Genomic DNA, 20,640 nt, shown 5'->3' on the forward strand with positions numbered 1-20,640 from the left:
CGATTGTTAATGCCATGCCGGCGCTTTTTCCAGCTTTTTCGTGCCGGCGGCCAGTTCCTCAGAGCGCCTTTTCGAGTTCCGGCAGGACGTCGAACAGGTCGGCGACCAGGCCGTAGTCGGCAACCTGGAAGATCGGCGCCTCCTCGTCCTTGTTGATGGCGACGATCACCTTGCTATCCTTCATGCCGGCGAGGTGCTGGATCGCACCGGAAATGCCGCAGGCGATGTAGAGATCGGGGGCGACCACCTTGCCGGTCTGACCGACCTGCCAATCATTCGGCGCATAGCCGGCATCGACGGCGGCGCGGGATGCGCCGACGGCGGCACCGAGCTTGTCGGCCACGGGCAGGATCACTTCCTGGAATTTTTCGGCAGAACCAAGAGCCCGGCCGCCGGAGATGATGATCTTCGCCGAGGTAAGTTCCGGCCGGTCGGAGGACGACAGCGCATCGGAAACATGGGAGGAAAGGCCCGGGTTCGCCGCTGCGGCAACCGTCTCTACCGGGGCCGCGCCGCTTTCCGGGGCAGCGGCAAAGGAAGCCGTGCGCACGGTGATCACTTTCTTCGATTCGCTCGTCTGCACCGTCTGGATGGCGTTGCCGGCATAGATCGGCCGCTTGAAGGTATCGGCGGACACGACCTCGACGATCTCCGAGACCTGAACGACATCGAGAAGGGCGGCCACGCGCGGCATGACGTTCTTGCCGACCGAGGTGGCGGCGGCGACGATCGTGTCGTAACCTCCCGCGAGTGAGACGATCAGGGCGGCCAGCGGCTCGGCGAGATTGTTGGCAAGCGAGGCGTCCTCGGCGACGAGCACCTTGGCGACGCCCGAAAGCTTGGAGGCTTGTTCGGCGATGCCTTTGACGCCCGCGCCGGCAACGAGCACATGCACGTCGGAGCCGATCTTGGCGGCCGCCGTGAGCGCTTTCGCCGTCTGGTCGGAAAGGTGGCTGTTATCGTGGTCAGCCAGAAGCAGAATGGCCATGGTTTAGTTCTCCCTTTCCGTTCTCAGAGCACGCCGGCTTCGTTCTTGAGCTTCTCGACGAGCTCGGCAACCGTCTTCACCTTGACGCCGGCCTTGCGGCCGGACGGCTCCTCGGTCTTCAACACCTTCAGCCGCGGGCTGGTGTCAACGCCGAAATCGGCCGGGCTCTTCTTGTCGAGCGGCTTCTTCTTCGCCTTCATGATGTTCGGCAGCGAGGCATAGCGCGGTTCGTTGAGGCGCAGGTCGGTGGTGACCACCGCGGGCAGCTTCAGTTCCACCGTCTGCAGGCCGCCATCGACCTCGCGGGTGACGTTGACCTTGCCGTCGCCGATCTCGACCTTGGAGGCGAACGTGCCCTGGGCCCAGCCGAGCAGTGCCGAAAGCATCTGCCCGGTCTGGTTGGAATCGTCGTCGATCGCCTGCTTGCCGACGATGATCAGCCCAGGCTGTTCGGCCTCTGCGACACCCTTGACGATCTTGGCGACCGCGAGCGGCTCCACCTGATCCTCTGTCTCGACCAGGATCGCCCGGTCGGCGCCCATGGCAAGCGCCGTCCTCAGCGTTTCCTCCGCCTTGGCCGGGCCGATCGAGACGACGATCACTTCCGAAGCCTTGCCGGCTTCCTTCAGCCGCAGCGCTTCTTCCACCGAGATCTCGTCGAACGGGTTCATCGACATCTTCACATTGGCAAGCTCGACGCCGCTGCCGTCCGCTTTCACCCGGATCTTGACGTTGTAGTCAACGACCCGCTTCACCGTCACAAGTATTTTCATGGATTCTTTCCCTCCAAGAACGTTCGCAGGAAAATGCGCCTTAACAGGGCGGCCTGATTGTCGGTTGGCGACATCGATACGCGTTTTTGCTCCGTAGACAAGCCGTTCTTGACGCTAAATCGCGATCACCCAAGGTCAAATCGATATGACCCTGTCCGAATTTAATGACGTTTACGTACAAGTCAAAATACTCTCTGACAAGTCGAGATGAGCTCTTCGGGCATCAGCTCGGAAGATCGCGCGCAACCTGTTGAAACCCGGCAGCTATCGACCTTAGTTTGTTGCGGGTTTTCTTGGAGGCTGCGCTCCAAATCAGCTCGGGCGGCCCCAATGCGGGGCAGGCCTCGAAACTCCTGATGCCGGGGTCAGCACCTCTTCGGGCGCCTTTGTCCGGTGCTCCACTGCCCGCGGCGTAACGATCGTCCGGTCGAACAGGGGCACACCGCGGCGTCGCAAAATGACAACGAGCAGAAGACCCGCGACGATGCCGCCGACATGCGCACTCCAGGAAACGCCGCTGTCGGTATCTGCCACCAACATGAAAAACTGCTGGCCGATCCAGAAGGCGAGCGGAATGGCTGCGGGAAGGGGTAAGGGGATCCGGAAGAGCACGAGCACCCAGACCCGCACCTTCGGGTGCAGGAGAAAATAGGCGGCCACGACGCCCGATATCGCGCCGGAGGCGCCAATCAGCGGCGCTTCGGAGGCGAGGTCGAGCAGCCCGTGCGCAAATGCTCCGGCGGCAGCACACAGGAGGTAGAAGACAAGGAAACGGAAGTGCCCGAGCGCGTCCTCTACATTGTCGCCGAAAACCCAAAGGAAAAGCATGTTCATGGCAAGATGCGAAAGATCGCCATGCAGAAACGAATAGGTGAGGAAGGTGAACCCATCGGGGACGATCACCAGCGACGGGTCGAGATCGGCATAATCGAAGATGATCGCAGGAATGTAGCCGAGCCCGAGGATCGCCGCATTGGCGAATTCCTCGCTCGCCACCGGCACCGTGACGAGCCAGACGACGATGTTGGTGAGGATCAGCGCGATCGTCACATATTGCATTCTGATGTGCTTCAGCTCGTTTCTATCATGCAGCGGTATGAACATGCGGTCCCCGAGCTCGAGCTGTTGCAACGTGTCTTTGTAGGCGTATCCGATCAGATCACGATGATTTTAGACCGGGTGAACTGGAATCATGCCGGAGGAAAGAGCGCAAACTTTCGAAAGTCCATCATCTGTTCTTGCCGGGAACCCAGAGAACGTCGGCATGTCCCTTGTCATTCGTCCAGCGGGCCGCGACGAACAGGAAATCTGAAAGACGGTTGACATAGGCAACCGCCTCGGCGCTGACGACTTCGCCCTCCACGCGGGAGAGCGCGACCATTTGCCGCTCGGCGCGGCGCGCTACCGTACGGGCCACATGGAGTGCGGCGGAAGCGGCGCTGCCGGCGGGAAGCACGAACGAGCGCAACGGTTCGAGGTCGGCATTCAGCCTGTCGATCTCCTCTTCCAGGCGCGCGACCTGGGCGGCGACGATGCGCAGCGGTTCGTATTCGGGTTTTTCACCCGTGTCCGGCGTCGCGAGATCGGCTCCAAGATCGAAAAGGTCGTTCTGAACGCGCATGAGCGTTGCGTCGAGGTCAGGCATCGCATGGGTGTGCTGGCGGGCGAGTCCCACAAAGGCATTCGCCTCGTCTATGGCACCATAGGCTTCCACCCGGAGATCGCTTTTCAGGCGGCGTGGACCGGAGACGAGGCCAGTCGTGCCGTTGTCGCCGGTCCGGGTGTAGATCTTGTTCAATTTCACCATGGCGCTGTCGCTATCCCCGGGTCATTGTTCTTATGTGCGTGGTTGATCCATGACCGCCCACTTTCCTGCTAGCCCGGACGACCGCCGCCGGTTACCCAGAGCGTCAGCATGATCAGCACGATGGCGACCGCCTGGAACAGCACGCGCGCCTGCATGAGTTTGTTGGAGGTGTTGCCGCTGCCGCCCTTTGCCATGTTGAGGAGACCGCGGATGAGCACGATCGCAACCAGGCCCATGACGAGCAGGGTCAGACCGGTCAGGAAGCTGTTCATGGCGTAAGTCCTTGTAATACGGTCAGCCGAGACGACCGATGATGCGATAGAATAGCGCCGCCGGCAGGAGCTTTTTCAGGAGCGCTCCCTGTCTGGCTGGCCTTGTTACGATATAATGCGGCCTCGGGCGGCGTGCCGTCAAAGCTTGTTTCAGCGCCGCGTAGACGGCGTCCGGGCCGAGTTTTCCGGGTGCCGGCTTGCTTTCGCCGCGCAGGCGCCGCATCTGCCGCGCGTATTCCGCGCGATGGACTGAATTTTCAAGATCTATGAACCGCTCGATATAGGCGATCGCGTTGGCCGTGAATTTCGATGCGATCGGCCCCGGCTCGATCAGGCTCACCTCGATGCCGCTGCCGGCGAGTTCCATTCGCAATGTGAGCGACAGCGCTTCGAGCGCGAACTTCGAGGCGTTATAAGCGCCGCGCCATCGGTAGGGCACGATGCCGAGAATGGACGAGCACTGGACGATGCGGCCCTGTCCACGAGCGCGCATCGCCGGGATGACGCGCCGCGTCAGGTCGTGCCAGCCGATCACGTTGGTCTCGAGCTGGAGCCGCAAGGCTTCGGTCGGCAGGTCCTCGACCGCGCCGGCCTGACCATAGGCGCCATTGTTGAACAATGCATCGATCTGTCCGCCGCTCAGCGCCATCACAGCCTCGACCAGGGCGGCAATCGTCTCCGGCCTGGTATAGTCCATGATGAAGGTCTCGATGCCCTCGGCTTCGAGCGGCGGCTGATCCTCGGGCCGCCGCACCGTCGCGAAGACGCGCCAGCCGTCCCGCTTCAGCGCACGCGCGCAATAGGCTCCGATACCCGAGGAGCAACCGGTGACGATAATCGTGGGGCGATCCGGCATCCACTCGATTCCTGTAGCAATGCAAGCCCCATTTCCCATATTCATCGATGCGATACAATTGAATTGCATGGGGGTTGGCCGGACCGGAGATGGTCAAGGCCGGCCTCGAATACCACGCCGGCTGGTCCTTCCTGGAGCGGAACCGGTGGAAGAATCGGAGACGGAATGCCGGTCATACGCATCATCTGGAAGGTCGTATTCGATGCACTCTGGCATTTTAGCGAGGATGACGGCTGGGCGATGGCCAGTCATGTGGCCCTATCTTCGCTGATGGCCGTTTTTCCCTTCCTGATTTTCGGCACGGCACTCGCCAGCTTCCTGGGGGCCGATCAATTCGCCGAGACGGCAGTCCACCTGATCTTCGACACATGGCCCGAATCGATTGCCAAACCGGTCGCCGACGAGGTGGTGCGCGTCTTGACTATACCGCGCGGCAGCCTGCTTACGATCTCGGTTCTTGCCGCGGCCTATTTCGCCTCGAACGGCGTCGAAGCGTTGAGGATCGCGCTCAATCGCGCTTACAGGGTCGCCGAAAGCCGCTCCTGGTACGTGACCCGGCTTTCGAGCCTCGGCTTCGTGCTCGGTGCCGTGCTCATTCTCGCCGCTCTCAGCCTTCTGCTGGTGGCGGTGCCTCTGGCGGTGCGCAATGCGGATCAGTGGTTTCCCTGGCTGGATACGGTTATGGCGGCGGTGGACGATTGGGGGCTGACGCTGACTCTGGCCATGCTCACGGCCGGCCTGCTCGTCGCGCATTTGTGGCTGCCGTCCGGTCACCGCAACATCGTCGACGTATTGCCGGGAATTTTCCTCACGCTCGTGCTCTGGTCCGTGGGCGGTTACGCTTTCGCCTCCTATATCGCCAATTTTTCAAGCTATGCCACGACCTATGCGGGGCTCGCCTCGATCATGGTCGTGCTGGTATTTCTCTATATGCTCGGCGCGATCTTCATCATCGGCGCGGAAATCAACGCCGCCATTCTGAAATACAAGGTGAAGCTCATGGTCAGGCGCAGTTTCCAGGCCGGTCGCGGCGAGTAGATCTCTATCGGCTTATCTCATTGCTCGCCGAGAACCATCGCCCTGATATCTGCAGGCCCGTGCCCGGCAGCCCGAAAAGCGGCAATGCCGGTGTCGCGGTTGCTCTTTGACAGTTTCCGTCCGTCCGGGCCGAGGATAAGACGGTGATGGTGGTAGACCGGCTCCGGAAGCTCAAGAAGGCGCTGCAGCAGGCGATGCACGGATGTTGCGTGATAAAGATCGCGGCCGCGCACGATGTGGGTGACACCTTGCACGGCATCGTCGACCACGACCGAGAGATGATAGCTCGACGGCGCATCCGAACGCGACAGGACGACATCGCCCCAGGCGGCCGGATCGGCGATCTGGCTGTATTCACCTGACCCCCGAAAACCCTTTTCTTGCCAGCTCAGTGATCCGCCCGCACGCTTCACGGCCTCCTCCATGTCCAGCCGCCAGGCATAAGGACGGCCACTCGCCAGGATCGCCGCCTGATCATCGGGCCTGAAACCGCGCTCGCGGCCGGGATAGAGCGGCGTTCCGTCCGGATCGCGCGGCCAGGCGGAACCTTTCGCCTCCGACGCCGCGACCGCGGCCCTGATCTCGCCGCGTGTCATCGCGGACGGATAGACGAGACGCATTGCTTTGAGATGCTCGAGCGCCGAGGCATAGAGATCGAGATGGTCGGACTGGCGCCGCACCGGTTCCTCCCATTCGAGCTCGAGCCAGGCGAGATCGTCGAGGATCGCGGCCTCGAACTCCGGCCGGCAACGAGTCCTGTCGATGTCCTCGATCCTCAGCAGAAACCGGCCGCCCGAGTCAGCCGCAATGTCGTGATTGATGATCGCGGAAAGGGCGTGGCCGAGATGCAGGAAACCGTTCGGGCTCGGCGCAAAGCGAAAAACCGGTTGCTCTGGTCGTGAAATCGGCATCGTTTTGCTTTGCCATGGAAGCGATATAAATATCACTTTTTTTTTTGGAGGACGCATGCGAATCATCCGGACGCACGAGGACATAGAGGCCGGAATCGCCGGTCTGGTGCTGCTCGATGCCCGGCTCGAACATGTCGTCGGGAAGGCGGGGCCGGTGCCGTTGAGGCGCACCGACCCCGGTTACCGGGGACTTGCCAACATAATCGTGTCGCAGATGGTCTCGAAAGCGAGTGCGGCGGCGATCTGGAAGCGGATGGAGTCCTTGCTTGGGGAGATCACTGCAGACGCGGTGCTTGCGCTCGACGATGACGATTGCCGGCGCTTGGGCCTGTCCCGTGCCAAGGCCGATACGCTCAGGCGCACCGCGGCCGCCGCGGTAGCCGGCGAAATCGACCTGCATGCCATCTGCGACGTCCAAGCGCCCGCGGCGATCCACGAATTGACTGCGATCAAGGGCATCGGCCGGTGGACTGCCGAAGTCTATCTGCTTTTCTGCGCCGGTCATCCGGACGTCTTCCCCGCCGGCGACGTCGCCCTGCAGAATGCCATCGGCCACGCGCTGGGGTTCGAACTGCGCCCCACGGCAAGCGAGGTCGATTCGCTCGCTGCCGCATGGTCGCCGTGGCGCAGCGTCGCCGCGCGGCTTTTTTGGGCCTATTATGCGCAGGAAATGCGCCGCGATGCGCTCCCCGTGGTGCCCTGAAGAAAAAAGGCGGATGCTTTACTCCCTTTTCTTTGTGGCTTCACAATCCTGTCGCAACGCGCCTAATATAGAAGATGCAGATGCCGAATCGCTCAGGAGAACACGCTTGACGATTGCAGTCTCACCTCAGGCCCTGCCGGCGCTCGTGCTGAACGCCGACTACAGGCCGCTGAGTTATTATCCCTTGTCGCTCTGGTCCTGGCAGGACGCGATCAAGGCGGTCTTTCTCGACCGTGTGACGATCCTTGCCGAATACGAACACTCCGTTTCCTCGCCGAGTTTTTCGATGCGGCTGCCGAGCGTCGTCTGTCTCAAGAGCTATGTCCAGCCTTCGCGTCACCCGGCCTTTACCCGGTTCAACGTTTTCCTGCGTGACAAATTCGAGTGCCAGTATTGCGGGTCGCCCGATGACCTGACTTTCGACCACGTCATCCCGCGGGCTCATGGCGGTCAGACGACATGGCAAAACGTCGTTGCCGCCTGCTCTCCCTGCAATCTGCGCAAGGGGAGCAAACTGCCCAAGCAGGCGGGCATGTTCCCGCATCAGAAGCCCTATCACCCGACGGTGCAGGATCTGCACAACAACGGACGGCTTTTTCCGCCGAACCATCTGCATGACAGCTGGATGGATTATCTCTACTGGGATGTCGAGCTGCAGCCGTAAAGCCGCGGCATCTTAGATCACGATGTCAGGCCCCGGCGCGCCCCGCTTAGCGCAATCGCCGCAAGCACCAGGCTCGCGACAACGTTCCAGCCTGCAAAAGAAAGCCCAAACACGCGCAAGGCAGCATCGGTGCAGGAAGGTGCATGCTTGGCGTCGAGATCGCCCAGCAGATCGCCGACATCGGAGGAAACGCCCTGGGCCGTGGTGGCGCAGGTCGAGGGGCCCTCCCAGAAATGCCACTCGGCGCCGGCGTGATAGACACCGAGACCGGCGCCTATCAGCATCAAGATGCCGATAATGAGAAGCAGCGTGCGGGTGGTCCAGGAGGGCAGCTTCAGGGCGCTTGTGAGGACGGCGGCAACGCCGAGCGGTATGCCGTAGTAGTAAGGATCGCGCTGGAGTAGACAGAGCGCGCAGGGGATGTAGCCGCCGAAATGCTCGAAGCCGAGCGCAATTCCGACGGTCGCGGCCATGCCGATGGTGACGAGCAAGGCGAAAAGAAATTGCCGGCGCTGTACGAGCGGAGCTTCAACCATGCACACCTCTCGGCGCCCTGGGCGGCGACCCGTCGCCCCGGCGCCCGTTAAATCGAACGCCGCCTTCTTAGGCAGGATCGCTGCCGCTGTAAATCGGCTCGCCTGTTCAGCCGCCTGCACGCTTTTGTGATCGGTGCGGAGCAGGGCGGCAAGCGATGCCGTCCGTGCCGCATAGGATCAAACTCACGCGATTGACGAAAATCGAAACTTCCCGGTTGACCGGCGCGAAAACGATCGTGTAAATCCCGAACGCTGATATCACGCAAGCCTCAAGCCCCATTGGCGGAATTGGTAGACGCGCTCGACTCAAAATCGAGTTCCGAAAGGAGTGCTGGTTCGACTCCGGCATGGGGCACCATTCTATTTTTTGACATTTGCAGGTCTCCCAACATCTTGGAGCGGGACGTAACTTGGCCTTGACGGCCATTGCCGCTTCGAGATCGCGAATGCGCTTCTCGGTAATCATTCGTCGGGGGATTGCGCCTATCGGTCCGTGCAACTCGGTATCCAGATTAGATACACATTGTGTATCTAATCGAGGTCGTGTGGACGGATTTGAGCAAGATGAAGCCGGCGGTGAGGGCGATCGAGGATTGCAAAGGCGCTTCGTCTTCTCGCAGCGTAGGGCGACGCGCTCGAAGCGCTTGAGCTTTCCGAGGGCTTGCTCGATGCGGGCAGACCCTTGTAGAGCGTCTTGCGGAAGAAGCCGGGCTTTCGTTGGCCTTGGCGGGAATGGCGCTGTGTCCGGTCGTTTCTCCATCGTCACGAAGGCCATATCGCCTGTATTTCGGCCTCCTTATGGGCCGGTAGGCTGCCGCCGGCGACAATTGCCGACATCTGATCTCCGGACATGCGGTGCTTCATCGCTTCGGGTGGCGAAACTCGGCCATACTGCTGAAGCTTCAGCGACTCTTGCCGTGCATCCACCCCATTGAACTCGCACGTGCGAAGATGTTAGCTGCGTTGCAGCAAATTCAGCTGCGGCGGGCCCATGCTACCGAAGATCGAAGACTACGACCAACTCCTTCGCGAATTTCGCTGGCGGATTCCGGAGACGTTCAACATCGGCGTGGCGGTCAGCGACGCCTGGGCGGCCCGCGATCCGGACCGGGTCTGCCTGCAGCATTTCAGCCCGGATGGAGCGCATGCTGCGCTTACCTATGGTGCGTTCGCAGCGCGCTCGTCCGCCTTTGCCGGCGGCCTTGCCGCGCACGGCGTGAGCCCCGGCGATCGCGTTGCTATCCTCTTGCCGCAGGGCTTTGAGGCGGCGATCGCCCATGCGGCTATTTACAAGATGGGCGCCGTCGCGCTGCCGCTGGCACTGCTCTTCGGCGTCGAGGCGCTTGCTTATCGCCTCAAGGATGCGGGCGCAGCAGCGATCATCACCAATCGCTTCGGCTATGAACGGCTTGTAGCTAGCCGCGACGAACTGCCGGAACTGCGACTGGTCGTGCTTGCAGAAGGGGGCGATGAGCCCGGCACCGTTCCTTTTCGTGCACTGGCAAACGGCGTGAGCCGCTTCGAGGCCGCCGTGACGAAGCCAGACGATCCGGCGCTGATGATCTACACCTCGGGGACGACCGGGCCACCCAAAGGTGCGCTGCACGGGCATCGCGTGCTGCTCGGTCATCTCCCCGGCTTCCAGTTGCATCATCACTTCCTGCCGCAATCTGGCGACCGGATGTGGACCCCCGCCGATTGGGCCTGGGCAGGCGGTCTCCTGAACGCTCTCCTGCCGTCGCTCTTCTTCGGCGTGCCCGTGGTTTCCTCGCCGGCGCAGAAGTTCGATGCGCATAAGGCGTTCCGGATCATGGAAGAGATGGACATCCGCAATGCCTTCATACCGCCGACTGCGCTCAGGCTGCTCAAATCCGTCGAGCGGCCGCGCCAGCGCTACGCGCTGAAGCTCCGCACCCTGGGTTCGGCGGGGGAAGCGCTCGGGCGCGAGACCTTCGAATGGGCCAAGCGGGAGCTCGGTATCGAGGTGAGCGAATTCTACGGCCAGACGGAATGCAATATCGTAATCTCGTCCGCGACCGGCCTCGGTGTCGTGAAGCCCGGCTCCATGGGAAAGGCGGCACCTGGTCATCAGGTCGCGATAATTGACGGCCAGGGGCGAGTGCTGCCTGCCGGTGCGGTCGGGCAGGTGGCGGTCAGGCGGCCCGATCCCGTGATGTTTCTCGGCTATTGGGGCAATGAACAGGCGACGAAGGCCAAGTTCATCGGGGACTGGATGACCACCGGCGACCAAGGCGTGATGGACGAGGAGGGCTATTTCACCTTCTTCGGACGCGACGATGACGTCATCACCTCATCCGGCTACCGCATCGGCCCTGGTGAGATCGAGGACTGTCTGGCCGGGCACCCGCATGTTCAGCTCGCCGCCGCCGTCGGCAAACCGGACCCGATCCGGACCGAGATCGTCAAGGCCTTCGTGGTGCTGAAACCAGGTGTAGCTGCCGGAGAAGAGACCGCTGCCGGGATTCGCGAATGGGTCAAGAACCGGCTGTCGATGCACGAATACCCGCGCGAGATCGCTTTCGTCGACAGCCTGCCCATGACCACGTCGGGCAAGGTGATCCGCCGGCTTTTGCGGCAGAAGGCGGCGGCAGAGGCGCGCCCGTCTCACGGCTGATGATAAGCTGGGAGATCAGCGACCTGCCAGCGCCCGGATCTTCTCGCGCAGCAGCCGAGCCATATTGCGGGTGTTGCGATAGAGGTGAAGCTGTGCTGCGACCTGGCGCACGTCGCGGTCGCGGTTCTGCCCGAGCCCGATCACAAGTGTGCCCATCTCCTCACGCTCCTGCCACAGGCGGCTCATCACCGGATGATCGGGCACCGCGCAGGAATCGGAGCGGATGATGTTGGCATCGTCGAGATGCCACTCCGTCAACTCGGCGACGAGCAGCTTGCCGGGAGAATATTTGGCGTAACGCTCGTCATAGGCCGTCTTCCAGGTATAGGCTTCGCCCGCCATTATCAGGACGATGATGGTCGCGATCGCCTTGCCGTTCAGGTCGAGTGTGTGAATGCGGACGCTATCCGCCTCTGCGAGGTTGGTTATAGCCTCTCTTGCGAAGGCGGCGCGAAAGCGGTCCATGATCATGGCACTGCGTTCGCGGCCTTTCCAACCGGATGCTTCGAGGACCAGAAACTCCTCCATGCGCAGGCGGATATCATCGGGCCGACGCGCAACACTGTAAGTCAGCGATCCCTGCTTTGCGAGATTGTTCCACTGCCGCCTCAGCTCCCTGAGGCGCTGCGGGCCGATTGCCTCGCTCAGATAGGTAGGGCCGTCCAGCAGGCTTTCGAGCATCGGCCGCCTGAAGGTGTCGGTCACCGTCAGCGGCAGGTTTTCGCCGATCGCGACGGCACGCGCAAGCTGGGCGAATTTTCCGTTCAACCTGATGTCGGGGAGCACGAGCACTGGCGGGAGGCCGGCTGAGGGTGTAGCCAGCGCGGCATAGAGATTGCTGATCGTTTCGGCTGCGTCCTCGGCGTCGAGAAGGGGCGTTCCCAGCGGCCCGAAAGGATTGGACCAGGCGCGGATGATGGATGCGCCGATCGCGAAGCCGGGCTTCTCTATGGAGAAAGGCATAAGGAACCGGATGCGGCTACTCTGCTCGCTCTGGTCGCGGATCACCGCGAGCCGAACCACCCGATCTTCCAGGCGCGGCATGGCCGGCGCGAGAAAGCGGCCGGTGAAGAAGACGTTCTGCTCGATGGCCCGATTGGAAAGGAAGTCGAGCTCCCGTTGCAGCTCGTATCCGGCCCTCGCGGGATAGACCGCGAGATGCCGTCCGGGCCTTCCGATCATCAGCGTCCGCTCGGACTGCAACCCGTCGAGACCAGAATGCGCAAGGCCGCCAAGCAGGCGGTCCGCGCTGCCATTCGCGTCTGCGGGAAGATGGACATTGCCGATCATGGCTCAATCGCCTCGTTCTCGTTGTTGTTCATGCCCGCCGCGGCGGCAACGGCCAGCAGGGAGAAGCCGAAGATGCGCCTGACGGCGAAATGCAGGATGGCTGCCTCCACGAACATCGCGCCTGCAGTCGCGGCGGCTGCGCCCGTCAGGCCGAAGGCCGGAATGAGCGTCAGGTTCAAGGCGATGTTTGCCCCGAGCGCGGCGGCATAAAGGACGGCGCAAAGCTTTTGCCGCCCTGCCATCGTGAGCAGTGTTTCGGCGGGTCCGACGAAGGCCTTGGCAAGAATTCCCGTCAGCAGAATGGCCATCAAGGGCGCACCCGATGTAAAGGCCGGGCCGAACAGCGAAAGCAGCATGTTGCCTGCTGCCAGCACGCAGCCGCCGATGACAAGCGAAGGCCAGAAGCACCAGCGCGCGCTTTCCACGGCGATTTCCGCCAACTGCCGGCGGTCGCCGGCAGCCATGGCCGCGGCAAACCGCGGACCTGCCGCTGCCTTGACAGCGAACATGACGAAATGAACGAGTGCCATTGTCTTGGCCGCCGCGAAATAGACCGCCACATCGTCCGGCTTCAGGTAAAGACCCACGATGACGACGTCGGAATTGGTCAGCAGGAAACCGAAACCGTCGACCAGAAAGATCGGAACGGAAACGCGCAGCCACCGCCCTAGCTCGATCTTCATCGGTCCGCGCGTGTAGTGCCGATGGAGTCGCCATGCCATCGCAAGAAACTGTCCGAACGTGGTGACATAGGTCGCCGCCAGTGCAGCGCCCATGGCCGTCGTCGCATCACGGGGGAGCCCGGCCCGGACCGCGATGATCATGAAACCGAGAATCAGCATCGGACGTACGAGATAGGTCGGGCTCATCGCCGCGACCGGCCAGCTATGCGCCCGTGCGGTGCCGTCCAGGACGTCGCCGAGCGCGATCATCGGCAGGGTGAACAGGCCGATATAGAGCGGGATCACATAGTAGCTTTCGATAGCTGACCCGAAGGCCCAGAGGCCGGTCATCCCGGCAGCGGCGAGCATGGTTGCCGAAATCATCGCGAAGACGCGTGCCGTGGTCGTCAGGCCGCGGATGTTCGCAAGTGCTGCGGTCGTATGATATTCCGGCAGGAAGCGGATCACGGTCGCATGGAAGCCGAGGCAGGACAGGTTCCCGAAGAGGACGACCAGTACCCAGACGAAAATGAAGATGCCGTATTCGAATTCGCCGACGAACCGCGCCAGAACGATTTGTGAAAGGAAAGCGATTGCCGCGCTGACGACACGGATCAGAAAGGCGATGAGCGCAACGCGCTGGGCGCTGCGCCTCTGATCGGCACCCGCAAGAAGCGGCGTGAGCCCCCGCGCAACAAGAGAAAGGCGATATCTCAGCGCCGGCGGCAGCATTCGTCCGGCCGATTGACATACCGCCATGAACACGAGCACACCCTGACATTACGCAATACAGGGCTTCACTTCTGCCAGATCAGCGTTAACAAAGGGTTCAGCACCCTCGTTTAGCGGGTGAGGAAGCCGGGCTTTTGCCGACTTCCTCTACAATCATGTCTGCGGCTGCCTTCCGGAATGCAGCTGCCGGCGCGCGATCAGCACGATACCGGCCATGATCGAGGCATAGGCCGCAAGCGGCAATGCGGTGTCGCCGGGCAGTGCGATCACGAGCAGTGTCCCCGCCGTCGCGACGATGAGGCTTTGGACGCAGAAATAGACTGCGACCGCCGAACCCGCCATGTCTCCAAAATCCTTGAGAGCGCCGTTCGCGGTTACCGACACCGTGAAGACGATGCCGACGGCCATGACCCACATGGGCGCGATGAAGACCCAGGACGAAGGGGTGCCGAGGCCTTGCCCGGCAGCCAGGAGTGCCGCCCCGAGGAGCAACATGCACATGCCCCGCAGGAGGCTGCCCGAAGTTCCCCATCGGAAGACAAACTGCTTGGCAAAGCGCGCCGTGAAGATCATGACGGCCGCGACGGTGGCAAAGGCGAGGCTGAACTGAAGCTCCGAATATCCTGCCTTGCCGATCAGCACGCGCGGTGAGGTGGAAAAGAACACGAAGAAGGTGCCCATGGCGGCGCTGAAGCCGAGAGTATAGGTCCAGAAGGCGAGGCTGCGGAGAAGCGGCCCGAATGCGTGCCGCGACGGCGCGGGCGCCGAAGGGCGAGATTCATGCCACCGGGGCAAGGCCTGCAGCAGCGCGATTACGGCAAATGCGCCCAGTGTCACGAAGATCGAGCGCCATCCGAACCTCTCCGCCAGCGCGGCACCGGCGATCGGCCCCAGAGCCGGCACGAATGCCAGGATGGAACTGAACAGGCTGTAGATGACCACGCTTTCAGGGCGATTGCCATATACATCCCGAATAGTCGAGAAGGTGGCCACCAGGGCCGCAGATGCGCCAATCGCCTGCAGGAAGCGGAAGGCGACGAAAGGAATGGCGCTGGATGATGCCGCAAGGCAGAACGAAGCCGCGGCGAAAAGCATCGCTCCGCCGATGAGCACGGGCCGTCGTCCGATGCGATCGGAGAGAGGCCCGAAGACGATCTGGCCGAGGCCGAGCATGACCACATAGAGGCTCAGCGTGAGCTGCACCACGGCGGGGCTGGTCCCGAGAATGCCCGGCATCGCCGGAACGATGGGGAGATAGATATCCATGGCCAGGGAGGCGAGGATATCGAAGGGCGCCATCAGCAGCAGCGCTGCCGGCAGCGAATAGCGCCAGACATGTGGCTTTGAAGACATGGAAAGACTTCCGCTCAAATGAGGAACATTCGGCGGCGGTCGGCCTATCAGGATCAGGGTCGGATCGACAGACGCCGCAACAACAGGAAATGCGTTGTTGCGGCTTATTTGTCTGAAGACTTTTCAGCTCCCATGGCTACGGCTCCATGCATTCGGACTTGGGCATACGGGGCTCGCGATCAAGCCTCGTATACGCCGTGGCAATGCTTGTACTTCTTGCCGGAGCCGCAGGGGCAGGCTTCGTTGCGCGAGACCTTGCCCCAGGTCGACGGGTCGGCCGGGTCGCGGGTCGTGGGGGCGACCGCCAGCAAAGTGTCGCCTGCGGGCGCAAAGTCGTCCTCGCCTGTCAAGGGATCGATGTGGTGCGCCTGCATCGGCGGCAGGGGCTGAGGCTCCTCGGGAGCTTCGCGAACCAGCTCGACGCGCATCAGCTGTGCCGTCACTGCCTGGCGCAGATTGCCGAGGAGCGCCTGGAACAGCTCGAAAGCCTCGGACTTGTATTCCTGCAACGGGTCACGCTGGGCGTATCCGCGGAAGCCTATCACCGATCTCAGATGGTCGAGGTTTACGATGTGCTCGCGCCAGAGATGGTCGAGCGTCTGAAGAATGACCGAACGCTCAACATATTGCATGACCTCGGGACCGAAACGCTCGGCGCGATCGGCCGCCGCTTGGTCCGCAGCGGCGGTGATGCGCTCGCGGATATCATCCTCGGCGATGCCTTCTTCGGCAACCCATTCGACGATTGGCAGGTCGAGATTGAGATATTGCTGGACGTCGGCCTTCAGTCCCTCCGCATCCCATTTCTCGGCATAGGCACGCTCCGGAATCCGCTTCGCGACCACTTCCTCGATCACTTCGTTGCGCATGTCGGTCACCGTATCGGTGACGCTCTCCGCATCCATCAGTTCGATGCGCTGCTCGAAGATGACCTTGCGTTGGTCGTTGAGCACGTCGTCGTATTTCAGGAGGTTCTTGCGGATGTCGAAGTTGCGCGCCTCGACCTTCTTCTGGGCGCGTTCGAGCGCCTTGTTGATCCAGGGGTGAACGATCGCCTCGCCTTCCTTCAGGCCGAGCTTCTGCAGCATGCCGTCCATACGGTCGGAGCCGAAGATGCGCATCAGATCGTCCTGAAGGGACAGGTAGAATTTGGAGCGGCCCGGGTCTCCCTGACGGCCGGAGCGGCCGCGCAACTGGTTGTCGATGCGTCGGCTTTCGTGCCGTTCTGTGGCAAGAACGTAAAGCCCCCCCGCGGCGAGAGCCTTTTCCTTGAGCACTTGAACCTCTTCGCGGATCGCCTTTTCGCGTGATTCGCGCTCGGCACCGGGTTCGACGTCGCTCAGTTCCTGCTGAATGCGCATGTCGGGGTTGCCGCCAAGCTGGATGTCGGTACCGCGGCCGGCCATATTGGTGGCGATCGTAATGGCGCCCGGAACGCCGGCCTGCGCGACGATAAAGGCTTCCTGCTCGTGATATCGGGCGTTCAGCACCTGAAACTTCGAAAACCCGTCCTTCTTCAGCATTTCGGCGAGAAGCTCTGACTTCTCGATGGAGGTTGTGCCGACGAGCATCGGTTGACCGCGCTCATGCGCGGATTTGATCTCTTCGATAATCGCCTTGAATTTTTCGCCGACGGTACGATAGACCTCGTCGTCCTCGTCGATGCGCTTGATCGGCAGGTTGGTCGGCACCTCGAGCACTTCGAGGCCGTAGATGTTGCCGAATTCCTCCGCTTCCGTCGCCGCAGTACCGGTCATCCCGGCCAGCTTGTCGTACATGCGGAAATAGTTCTGGAAGGTGATCGAGGCGAGTGTCTGGTTCTCGGGCTGGATCTGCACCTTCTCCTTGGCTTCGAGTGCCTGGTGCTGCCCTTCGGAGTAGCGGCGGCCCGGCATCATGCGACCGGTAAACTCGTCGATGATGACGATCTCGCCGTTTCGCACGATATAGTCCTTGTCGCGCGTGAACAGTTTGTGGGCCTTGAGCGCGTTGTTGACGTGGTGAACGATCGCCACGTTCTCGATGTCGTAGAGCGACTCGCCTTTCAACAGGCCCGCCTCACGCAGCATGTTTTCGAGTTTCTCGGTGCCGTCCTCCGAGAAGTTGGCCGAGCGCTGCTTTTCGTCGATCTCGTAGTCTTCCGGAGACAGGCGCGGAATGAACTCGTTGATGGTGTTGTAGAGGTCGGAACGGTCGTCAAGCGGCCCGGAGATGATGAGAGGCGTGCGTGCTTCGTCCACCAGAATCGAGTCCACTTCGTCGACGATCGCGAAGAAGTGGCCGCGCTGCACCATCTGGGAGCGTTCGTACTTCATGTTGTCGCGCAGATAATCGAAGCCGAGCTCGTTGTTCGTCGCATAGGTGACGTCGCAGGCATAGGCGTCGCGGCGCTGCTCGTCGGAGAGGCCGTGGACGATAACGCCTGTGGACATGCCGAGGAAGCCGTAGATGCGGCCCATCATGCCGGCGTCGCGCTGGGCGAGGTAATCGTTGACGGTGACCACGTGCACACCCTTGCCGGCGAGCGCGTTGAGATAGACGGGAAGGGTGGCGACGAGCGTCTTGCCTTCGCCGGTCTTCATTTCCGCGATGGCGCGCTCGTGCAGGATCATGCCGCCAATCAGCTGGACGTCGAAGGGGCGCAGCCCGAGGACGCGGCGCGCAGCCTCGCGCACGACTGCAAAGGCCGGCACGAGAATGTCGTCCAATGACTTTCCGTCGGCGATTTCACGACGAAATTCCGCCGTCTTCGCCGCAAGGGCCTCGTCGCTCAGGGCCTTCATTTCGGCTTCGAGAGCATTGATGGCGTCCACCCGGCCCTTGTAGCCGCGAACGCGGCGATCGTTGGCCGAACCAAACAACTTGCGGGCAAAGCCGCCGAGACTGACCATGCGAATGGTCCTTTCCTTATTTGTCGCCTTGGCTTTCGGGCGCGCGGTCGAAAAACCGCGTCACGCCGCGAAACGCCCGGAAACTGTTCTGGACGCGAGGTTGCGTGACAGATAAGAGGGGGGTCGGATTATGTCAACGCACTTGCACGGCCGGACGGCTGCAGAACCGCCACATTCTGGTTGTTGTGCAGCACTCGCAGGGCCGGCGCCAATCGCGCTGGCGGCCAATGGTGAAAGGTTAGGAAAATGCTCAGATACAAGACCCTTGCGGCCGCGGCCCTGGTCGCGATGATTGCAGCGGGCGTCGCCCGCGCCGAAGGGACCGACCCGGTCATTGCGAAAGTCGGGGACCAGGAAATCCGCCAGTCGGAACTTGATCTCGCAGTCACGAGCCTCGATCCGCAACTTCAGCGGATGCCCGACGAGCAGAAGCGCGCCGCAGCGCTTTCGGCCGTTATCGACGTCAAGCTGCTTTTGAAGGACGCCGAAAAGGAAGGCCTTCAGAACGACGAGACGTTCAAGCAGCGCATTGCCTTCCTGACGGAACGGGAATTGCACAACGCCTATTTCAAAAAGCATGTGATCGATGCCGTGACGCCTGAAGAAGTGAAGGCGCGCTATGACAAGGAAATTGCAGCCATTCCTCCGCAGGAAGAGGTGAAGGCCCGGCATATCCTCGTCAAGACAGAGGACGAGGCGAAGGCAGTGATCAAGGAACTGGACGCCGGCAAGAACTTTGCGGAGCTTGCCAAGGCGAAGTCCACCGATCCGAACAAGGACGAGGGCGGCGACCTCGGATATTTCACCAAGGGCCGCATGGTGCCGGAATTCGAAACGGCAGCTTTCGCTCTGGAAAAGGGCGCCTACACGAAGACACCGGTCAAGACGCAGTTCGGCTTCCACGTCATCCTCGTCGAGGACAAGCGTCCCCAGGCGCCGCCGACGCTGGAGCAGGTCGAGCCCCAGGTTCGCCAGCTCGTCATGCGCGACAGGTATCTCGAGCTTCTGAATTCAGCGAAGGAGAGCACTGCAGTCGAAATCTCCGACCCGGCTCTCAAGAAGGCCTATGACGAGGCCGGCAAACCGCAGGAAAGCAAGTAAGCACCGAAGGCCGGGCGGGGCTGTCCCTTCGGGGCGCGTACGGCCCGAGCGGGGTTGAAGGTCTGCTCGCATTTGCTCCGCTCGCCTTTAAAAGACCAGGATGCCCGACGGCTGAACGCCGTTCGGGCATTTCGCGCAACATTCGAGACTTCTGAAAAACAGGTTTGATTCAATGTCCGGTTCCGTCTCTCCGCTTGCTCCGAAGACCTTCGCCGAAATGCCTGCCCTGCGCGGCGTACGCATGGCAACCGCTGCCGCAGGGATCAAGTACAAGAACCGTACGGACGTATTGATGATGCTCTTCGACCGGCCGGCATCCGTCGCCGGCGTGTTCACGCGGTCGAAGTGCCCCTCCGCACCGGTCGACCACTGCCGCCAGAACCTGCCGGGCGGCGTTGCGCGCGCCGTCGTCGTCAATTCGGGCAATGCCAACGCATTCACCGGCAAGAAGGGCAGGGAGGCCACCAAGCTGACCGCCGAGGCCGCGGCCAGGGCGGTCGGCTGCAGCGAGGCGGAGGTATTTCTGGCGTCGACGGGCGTTATCGGCGAGCCGCTCGACGCCACCAAGTTCGCCGGTGTCCTCGATAAGCTTGCCGCGTCGGCCACCGAAGACCTGTGGTTCGAAGCGGCCAAAGCGATCATGACGACCGATACCTATCCCAAGGTCGCCACCCGCAGCGCCGACATCGGCGGCATCAGTGTCGTGCTCAACGGGATTGCCAAAGGCGCCGGGATGATCGCGCCGGACATGGCGACCATGCTGTCCTTCGTCGTCACCGACGCCGATATCGCTCCGGCGGCGCTTCAGGCGCTGCTTTCGGCCGGAGTCGGACCGACCTTCAATTCGGTGACTGTCGACAGCGACACATCCACCTCGGACACGCTGATGCTGTTTGCAACCGGTGCGGCGGCAGACGATGGCCAGGTAAGGGTAGAAGATGCGGCCGACGCGCGTCTCGACGCCTTCCGCATCGCGCTCAACGATCTGCTGCGCGATCTCGCGCTGCAGGTGGTGCGCGACGGCGAGGGGGCACGCAAGATGGTCGAGGTGACCGTCGAGGGCGCAGAGAACGATTCCGCGGCGAAACGCATTGCCCTTTCGATAGCCAATTCGCCGCTCGTCAAAACGGCGGTTGCCGGCGAGGATGCCAATTGGGGCCGCGTCGTCATGGCGGTCGGCAAGGCCGGCGAAATGGCCGAGCGTGACCGGCTGGCGATCTGGTTCGGCGATATCCGCGTAGCGGTCGAGGGCGAGCGCGATCCGGCCTATTCCGAAGCGGCCGCGAGTGCGGTGATGCAGGGCGAGACCATTCCGATCCGTGTCGATATCGGTATCGGCTCGGGCCGTGCCACGGTCTACACCTGCGATCTGACCAAGGAATATGTGGAAATCAACGGCGACTACAGAAGCTGAGCCGGTCGGGGAGA

At 62.0% G+C, this 20,640-nt stretch carries 18 protein-coding genes and 1 tRNA gene; 7 read left to right on the forward strand and 12 right to left on the reverse strand.

The window, feature by feature from the left end; translation table 11 throughout:
- Positions 1 to 58: 58 nt before the first annotated feature.
- The 6 genes from FB009_RS15165 to FB009_RS15190 form a co-directional block, all read right to left on the reverse strand.
- Entirely contained in the window at positions 59 to 988 is a 930-nt protein-coding gene (locus FB009_RS15165; protein ID WP_012066754.1) for an electron transfer flavoprotein subunit alpha/FixB family protein, read from the reverse strand.
- 23 nt (positions 989 to 1,011) lie between these two features.
- Positions 1,012 to 1,761: an electron transfer flavoprotein subunit beta/FixA family protein gene (locus FB009_RS15170; RefSeq protein WP_012066753.1), complete on the reverse strand. Its 750-nt coding sequence runs from the start codon at positions 1,759 to 1,761 to the stop codon at positions 1,012 to 1,014.
- A 312-nt stretch (positions 1,762 to 2,073) separates the two neighbouring features.
- Positions 2,074 to 2,865: a rhomboid family intramembrane serine protease gene (locus FB009_RS15175; protein WP_012066752.1), complete on the reverse strand. Its 792-nt coding sequence runs from the start codon at positions 2,863 to 2,865 to the stop codon at positions 2,074 to 2,076.
- A 124-nt stretch (positions 2,866 to 2,989) separates the two neighbouring features.
- Positions 2,990 to 3,568: a cob(I)yrinic acid a,c-diamide adenosyltransferase gene (locus FB009_RS15180; protein WP_012066751.1), complete on the reverse strand. Its 579-nt coding sequence runs from the start codon at positions 3,566 to 3,568 to the stop codon at positions 2,990 to 2,992.
- Positions 3,569 to 3,636: 68 nt separating this feature from the next.
- Positions 3,637 to 3,840 (reverse strand): twin transmembrane helix small protein, encoded by a 204-nt coding sequence (locus FB009_RS15185; protein WP_012066750.1) that lies wholly within the window; start codon positions 3,838 to 3,840, stop codon positions 3,637 to 3,639.
- Positions 3,841 to 3,862: 22 nt separating this feature from the next.
- Positions 3,863 to 4,696 carry an SDR family oxidoreductase gene (locus FB009_RS15190; RefSeq protein ID WP_012066749.1) on the reverse strand — a complete coding sequence of 278 codons (834 nt, stop codon included), beginning with the start codon at positions 4,694 to 4,696 and terminating at the stop codon, positions 3,863 to 3,865.
- A gap of 165 nt (positions 4,697 to 4,861) precedes the next feature.
- On the opposite strand from FB009_RS15190, the gene FB009_RS15195 reads away from it, so the two are divergent.
- Entirely contained in the window at positions 4,862 to 5,734 is an 873-nt protein-coding gene (locus FB009_RS15195; protein WP_012066748.1) for a YihY/virulence factor BrkB family protein, read from the forward strand.
- Between the two features lie 17 nt (positions 5,735 to 5,751).
- Here FB009_RS15195 and gluQRS read toward each other — a convergent pair whose 3' ends face one another.
- On the reverse strand, positions 5,752 to 6,645 hold the full coding sequence (gluQRS, locus tag FB009_RS15200) for a tRNA glutamyl-Q(34) synthetase GluQRS (RefSeq protein ID WP_012066747.1): 894 nt from the start codon (positions 6,643 to 6,645) through the stop codon (positions 5,752 to 5,754).
- A 55-nt stretch (positions 6,646 to 6,700) separates the two neighbouring features.
- Here gluQRS and FB009_RS15205 point away from each other — a divergent pair, with 55 nt between their 5' ends.
- A complete protein-coding gene (locus FB009_RS15205; RefSeq protein ID WP_012066746.1) occupies positions 6,701 to 7,348 on the forward strand; it encodes a DNA-3-methyladenine glycosylase family protein in 648 nt (215 codons plus the stop codon).
- Positions 7,349 to 7,454: 106 nt separating this feature from the next.
- Positions 7,455 to 8,012, forward strand: a complete 558-nt coding sequence (locus tag FB009_RS15210) for an HNH endonuclease (RefSeq protein WP_024310944.1) — start codon at positions 7,455 to 7,457, stop codon at positions 8,010 to 8,012.
- Positions 8,013 to 8,029: 17 nt separating this feature from the next.
- On the opposite strand, the gene FB009_RS15215 is transcribed toward FB009_RS15210, so the two are convergent.
- Positions 8,030 to 8,548, reverse strand: coding sequence for a disulfide bond formation protein B (locus FB009_RS15215; RefSeq protein ID WP_024324271.1), 519 nt, complete (start codon positions 8,546 to 8,548; stop codon positions 8,030 to 8,032).
- Positions 8,549 to 8,821: 273 nt separating this feature from the next.
- Between FB009_RS15215 and FB009_RS15220 the strand changes: the two genes are divergently transcribed.
- Both FB009_RS15220 and FB009_RS15225 read left to right on the forward strand, forming a co-directional pair.
- Positions 8,822 to 8,906, forward strand: a tRNA-Leu gene (locus FB009_RS15220).
- Between the two features lie 633 nt (positions 8,907 to 9,539).
- Positions 9,540 to 11,183, forward strand: a complete 1,644-nt coding sequence (locus FB009_RS15225) for an AMP-binding protein (protein ID WP_012066743.1) — start codon at positions 9,540 to 9,542, stop codon at positions 11,181 to 11,183.
- A gap of 15 nt (positions 11,184 to 11,198) precedes the next feature.
- On the opposite strand, the gene FB009_RS15230 is transcribed toward FB009_RS15225, so the two are convergent.
- From FB009_RS15230 to secA, 4 genes are all read right to left on the reverse strand, one after another.
- The gene (locus FB009_RS15230) at positions 11,199 to 12,473 is read right to left on the reverse strand and encodes a GNAT family N-acetyltransferase (RefSeq protein WP_012066742.1); all 1,275 of its coding nucleotides are present in this window, start codon (positions 12,471 to 12,473) and stop codon (positions 11,199 to 11,201) included.
- Positions 12,470 to 13,867 carry a lipopolysaccharide biosynthesis protein gene (locus FB009_RS15235; RefSeq protein ID WP_028054224.1) on the reverse strand — a complete coding sequence of 466 codons (1,398 nt, stop codon included), beginning with the start codon at positions 13,865 to 13,867 and terminating at the stop codon, positions 12,470 to 12,472. Before FB009_RS15235 ends, FB009_RS15230 begins: the two co-directional genes overlap by 4 nt.
- A gap of 153 nt (positions 13,868 to 14,020) precedes the next feature.
- On the reverse strand, positions 14,021 to 15,220 hold the full coding sequence (gene cml, locus FB009_RS15240) for a CmlA/FloR family chloramphenicol efflux MFS transporter (RefSeq protein ID WP_145161659.1): 1,200 nt from the start codon (positions 15,218 to 15,220) through the stop codon (positions 14,021 to 14,023).
- Between the two features lie 179 nt (positions 15,221 to 15,399).
- A complete protein-coding gene (secA, locus tag FB009_RS15245; protein ID WP_012066739.1) occupies positions 15,400 to 18,111 on the reverse strand; it encodes a preprotein translocase subunit SecA in 2,712 nt (903 codons plus the stop codon).
- Positions 18,112 to 18,357: 246 nt separating this feature from the next.
- Between secA and FB009_RS15250 the strand changes: the two genes are divergently transcribed.
- The gene (locus tag FB009_RS15250) at positions 18,358 to 19,212 is read left to right on the forward strand and encodes a peptidylprolyl isomerase (protein ID WP_018010831.1); all 855 of its coding nucleotides are present in this window, start codon (positions 18,358 to 18,360) and stop codon (positions 19,210 to 19,212) included.
- 172 nt (positions 19,213 to 19,384) lie between these two features.
- Positions 19,385 to 20,626 carry a bifunctional glutamate N-acetyltransferase/amino-acid acetyltransferase ArgJ gene (gene argJ, locus FB009_RS15255; RefSeq protein ID WP_012066737.1) on the forward strand — a complete coding sequence of 414 codons (1,242 nt, stop codon included), beginning with the start codon at positions 19,385 to 19,387 and terminating at the stop codon, positions 20,624 to 20,626.
- Positions 20,627 to 20,640 lie beyond the last annotated feature (14 nt).

It is taken from the genome of Sinorhizobium medicae, from assembly GCF_007827695.1.
GTDB lineage: Bacteria > Pseudomonadota > Alphaproteobacteria > Rhizobiales > Rhizobiaceae > Sinorhizobium > Sinorhizobium medicae.

Excerpts from the sequence above, each read along its gene's own strand:
- FB009_RS15165 (WP_012066754.1), bottom strand. The coding sequence starts at position 988 with ATGGCCATTCTGCTTCTGGCTGACCACGATAACAGCCACCTTTCCGAC.
- FB009_RS15170 (WP_012066753.1), bottom strand. The coding sequence starts at position 1,761 with ATGAAAATACTTGTGACGGTGAAGCGGGTCGTTGACTACAACGTCAAG.
- FB009_RS15180 (WP_012066751.1), bottom strand. The coding sequence starts at position 3,568 with ATGGTGAAATTGAACAAGATCTACACCCGGACCGGCGACAACGGCACG.
- FB009_RS15250 (WP_018010831.1), top strand. The coding sequence starts at position 18,358 with ATGCTCAGATACAAGACCCTTGCGGCCGCGGCCCTGGTCGCGATGATT.
- FB009_RS15205 (WP_012066746.1), top strand. The coding sequence starts at position 6,701 with ATGCGAATCATCCGGACGCACGAGGACATAGAGGCCGGAATCGCCGGT.
- FB009_RS15230 (WP_012066742.1), bottom strand. The coding sequence starts at position 12,473 with ATGATCGGCAATGTCCATCTTCCCGCAGACGCGAATGGCAGCGCGGAC.
- FB009_RS15175 (WP_012066752.1), bottom strand. The coding sequence starts at position 2,865 with ATGTTCATACCGCTGCATGATAGAAACGAGCTGAAGCACATCAGAATG.
- FB009_RS15190 (WP_012066749.1), bottom strand. The coding sequence starts at position 4,696 with ATGCCGGATCGCCCCACGATTATCGTCACCGGTTGCTCCTCGGGTATC.
- FB009_RS15235 (WP_028054224.1), bottom strand. The coding sequence starts at position 13,867 with ATGCTGCCGCCGGCGCTGAGATATCGCCTTTCTCTTGTTGCGCGGGGG.
- FB009_RS15225 (WP_012066743.1), top strand. The coding sequence starts at position 9,540 with ATGCTACCGAAGATCGAAGACTACGACCAACTCCTTCGCGAATTTCGC.
- argJ (WP_012066737.1), top strand. The coding sequence starts at position 19,385 with ATGTCCGGTTCCGTCTCTCCGCTTGCTCCGAAGACCTTCGCCGAAATG.
- FB009_RS15185 (WP_012066750.1), bottom strand. The coding sequence starts at position 3,840 with ATGAACAGCTTCCTGACCGGTCTGACCCTGCTCGTCATGGGCCTGGTT.
- FB009_RS15215 (WP_024324271.1), bottom strand. The coding sequence starts at position 8,548 with ATGGTTGAAGCTCCGCTCGTACAGCGCCGGCAATTTCTTTTCGCCTTG.
- secA (WP_012066739.1), bottom strand. The coding sequence starts at position 18,111 with ATGGTCAGTCTCGGCGGCTTTGCCCGCAAGTTGTTTGGTTCGGCCAAC.
- FB009_RS15195 (WP_012066748.1), top strand. The coding sequence starts at position 4,862 with ATGCCGGTCATACGCATCATCTGGAAGGTCGTATTCGATGCACTCTGG.
- gluQRS (WP_012066747.1), bottom strand. The coding sequence starts at position 6,645 with ATGCCGATTTCACGACCAGAGCAACCGGTTTTTCGCTTTGCGCCGAGC.
- cml (WP_145161659.1), bottom strand. The coding sequence starts at position 15,220 with ATGTCTTCAAAGCCACATGTCTGGCGCTATTCGCTGCCGGCAGCGCTG.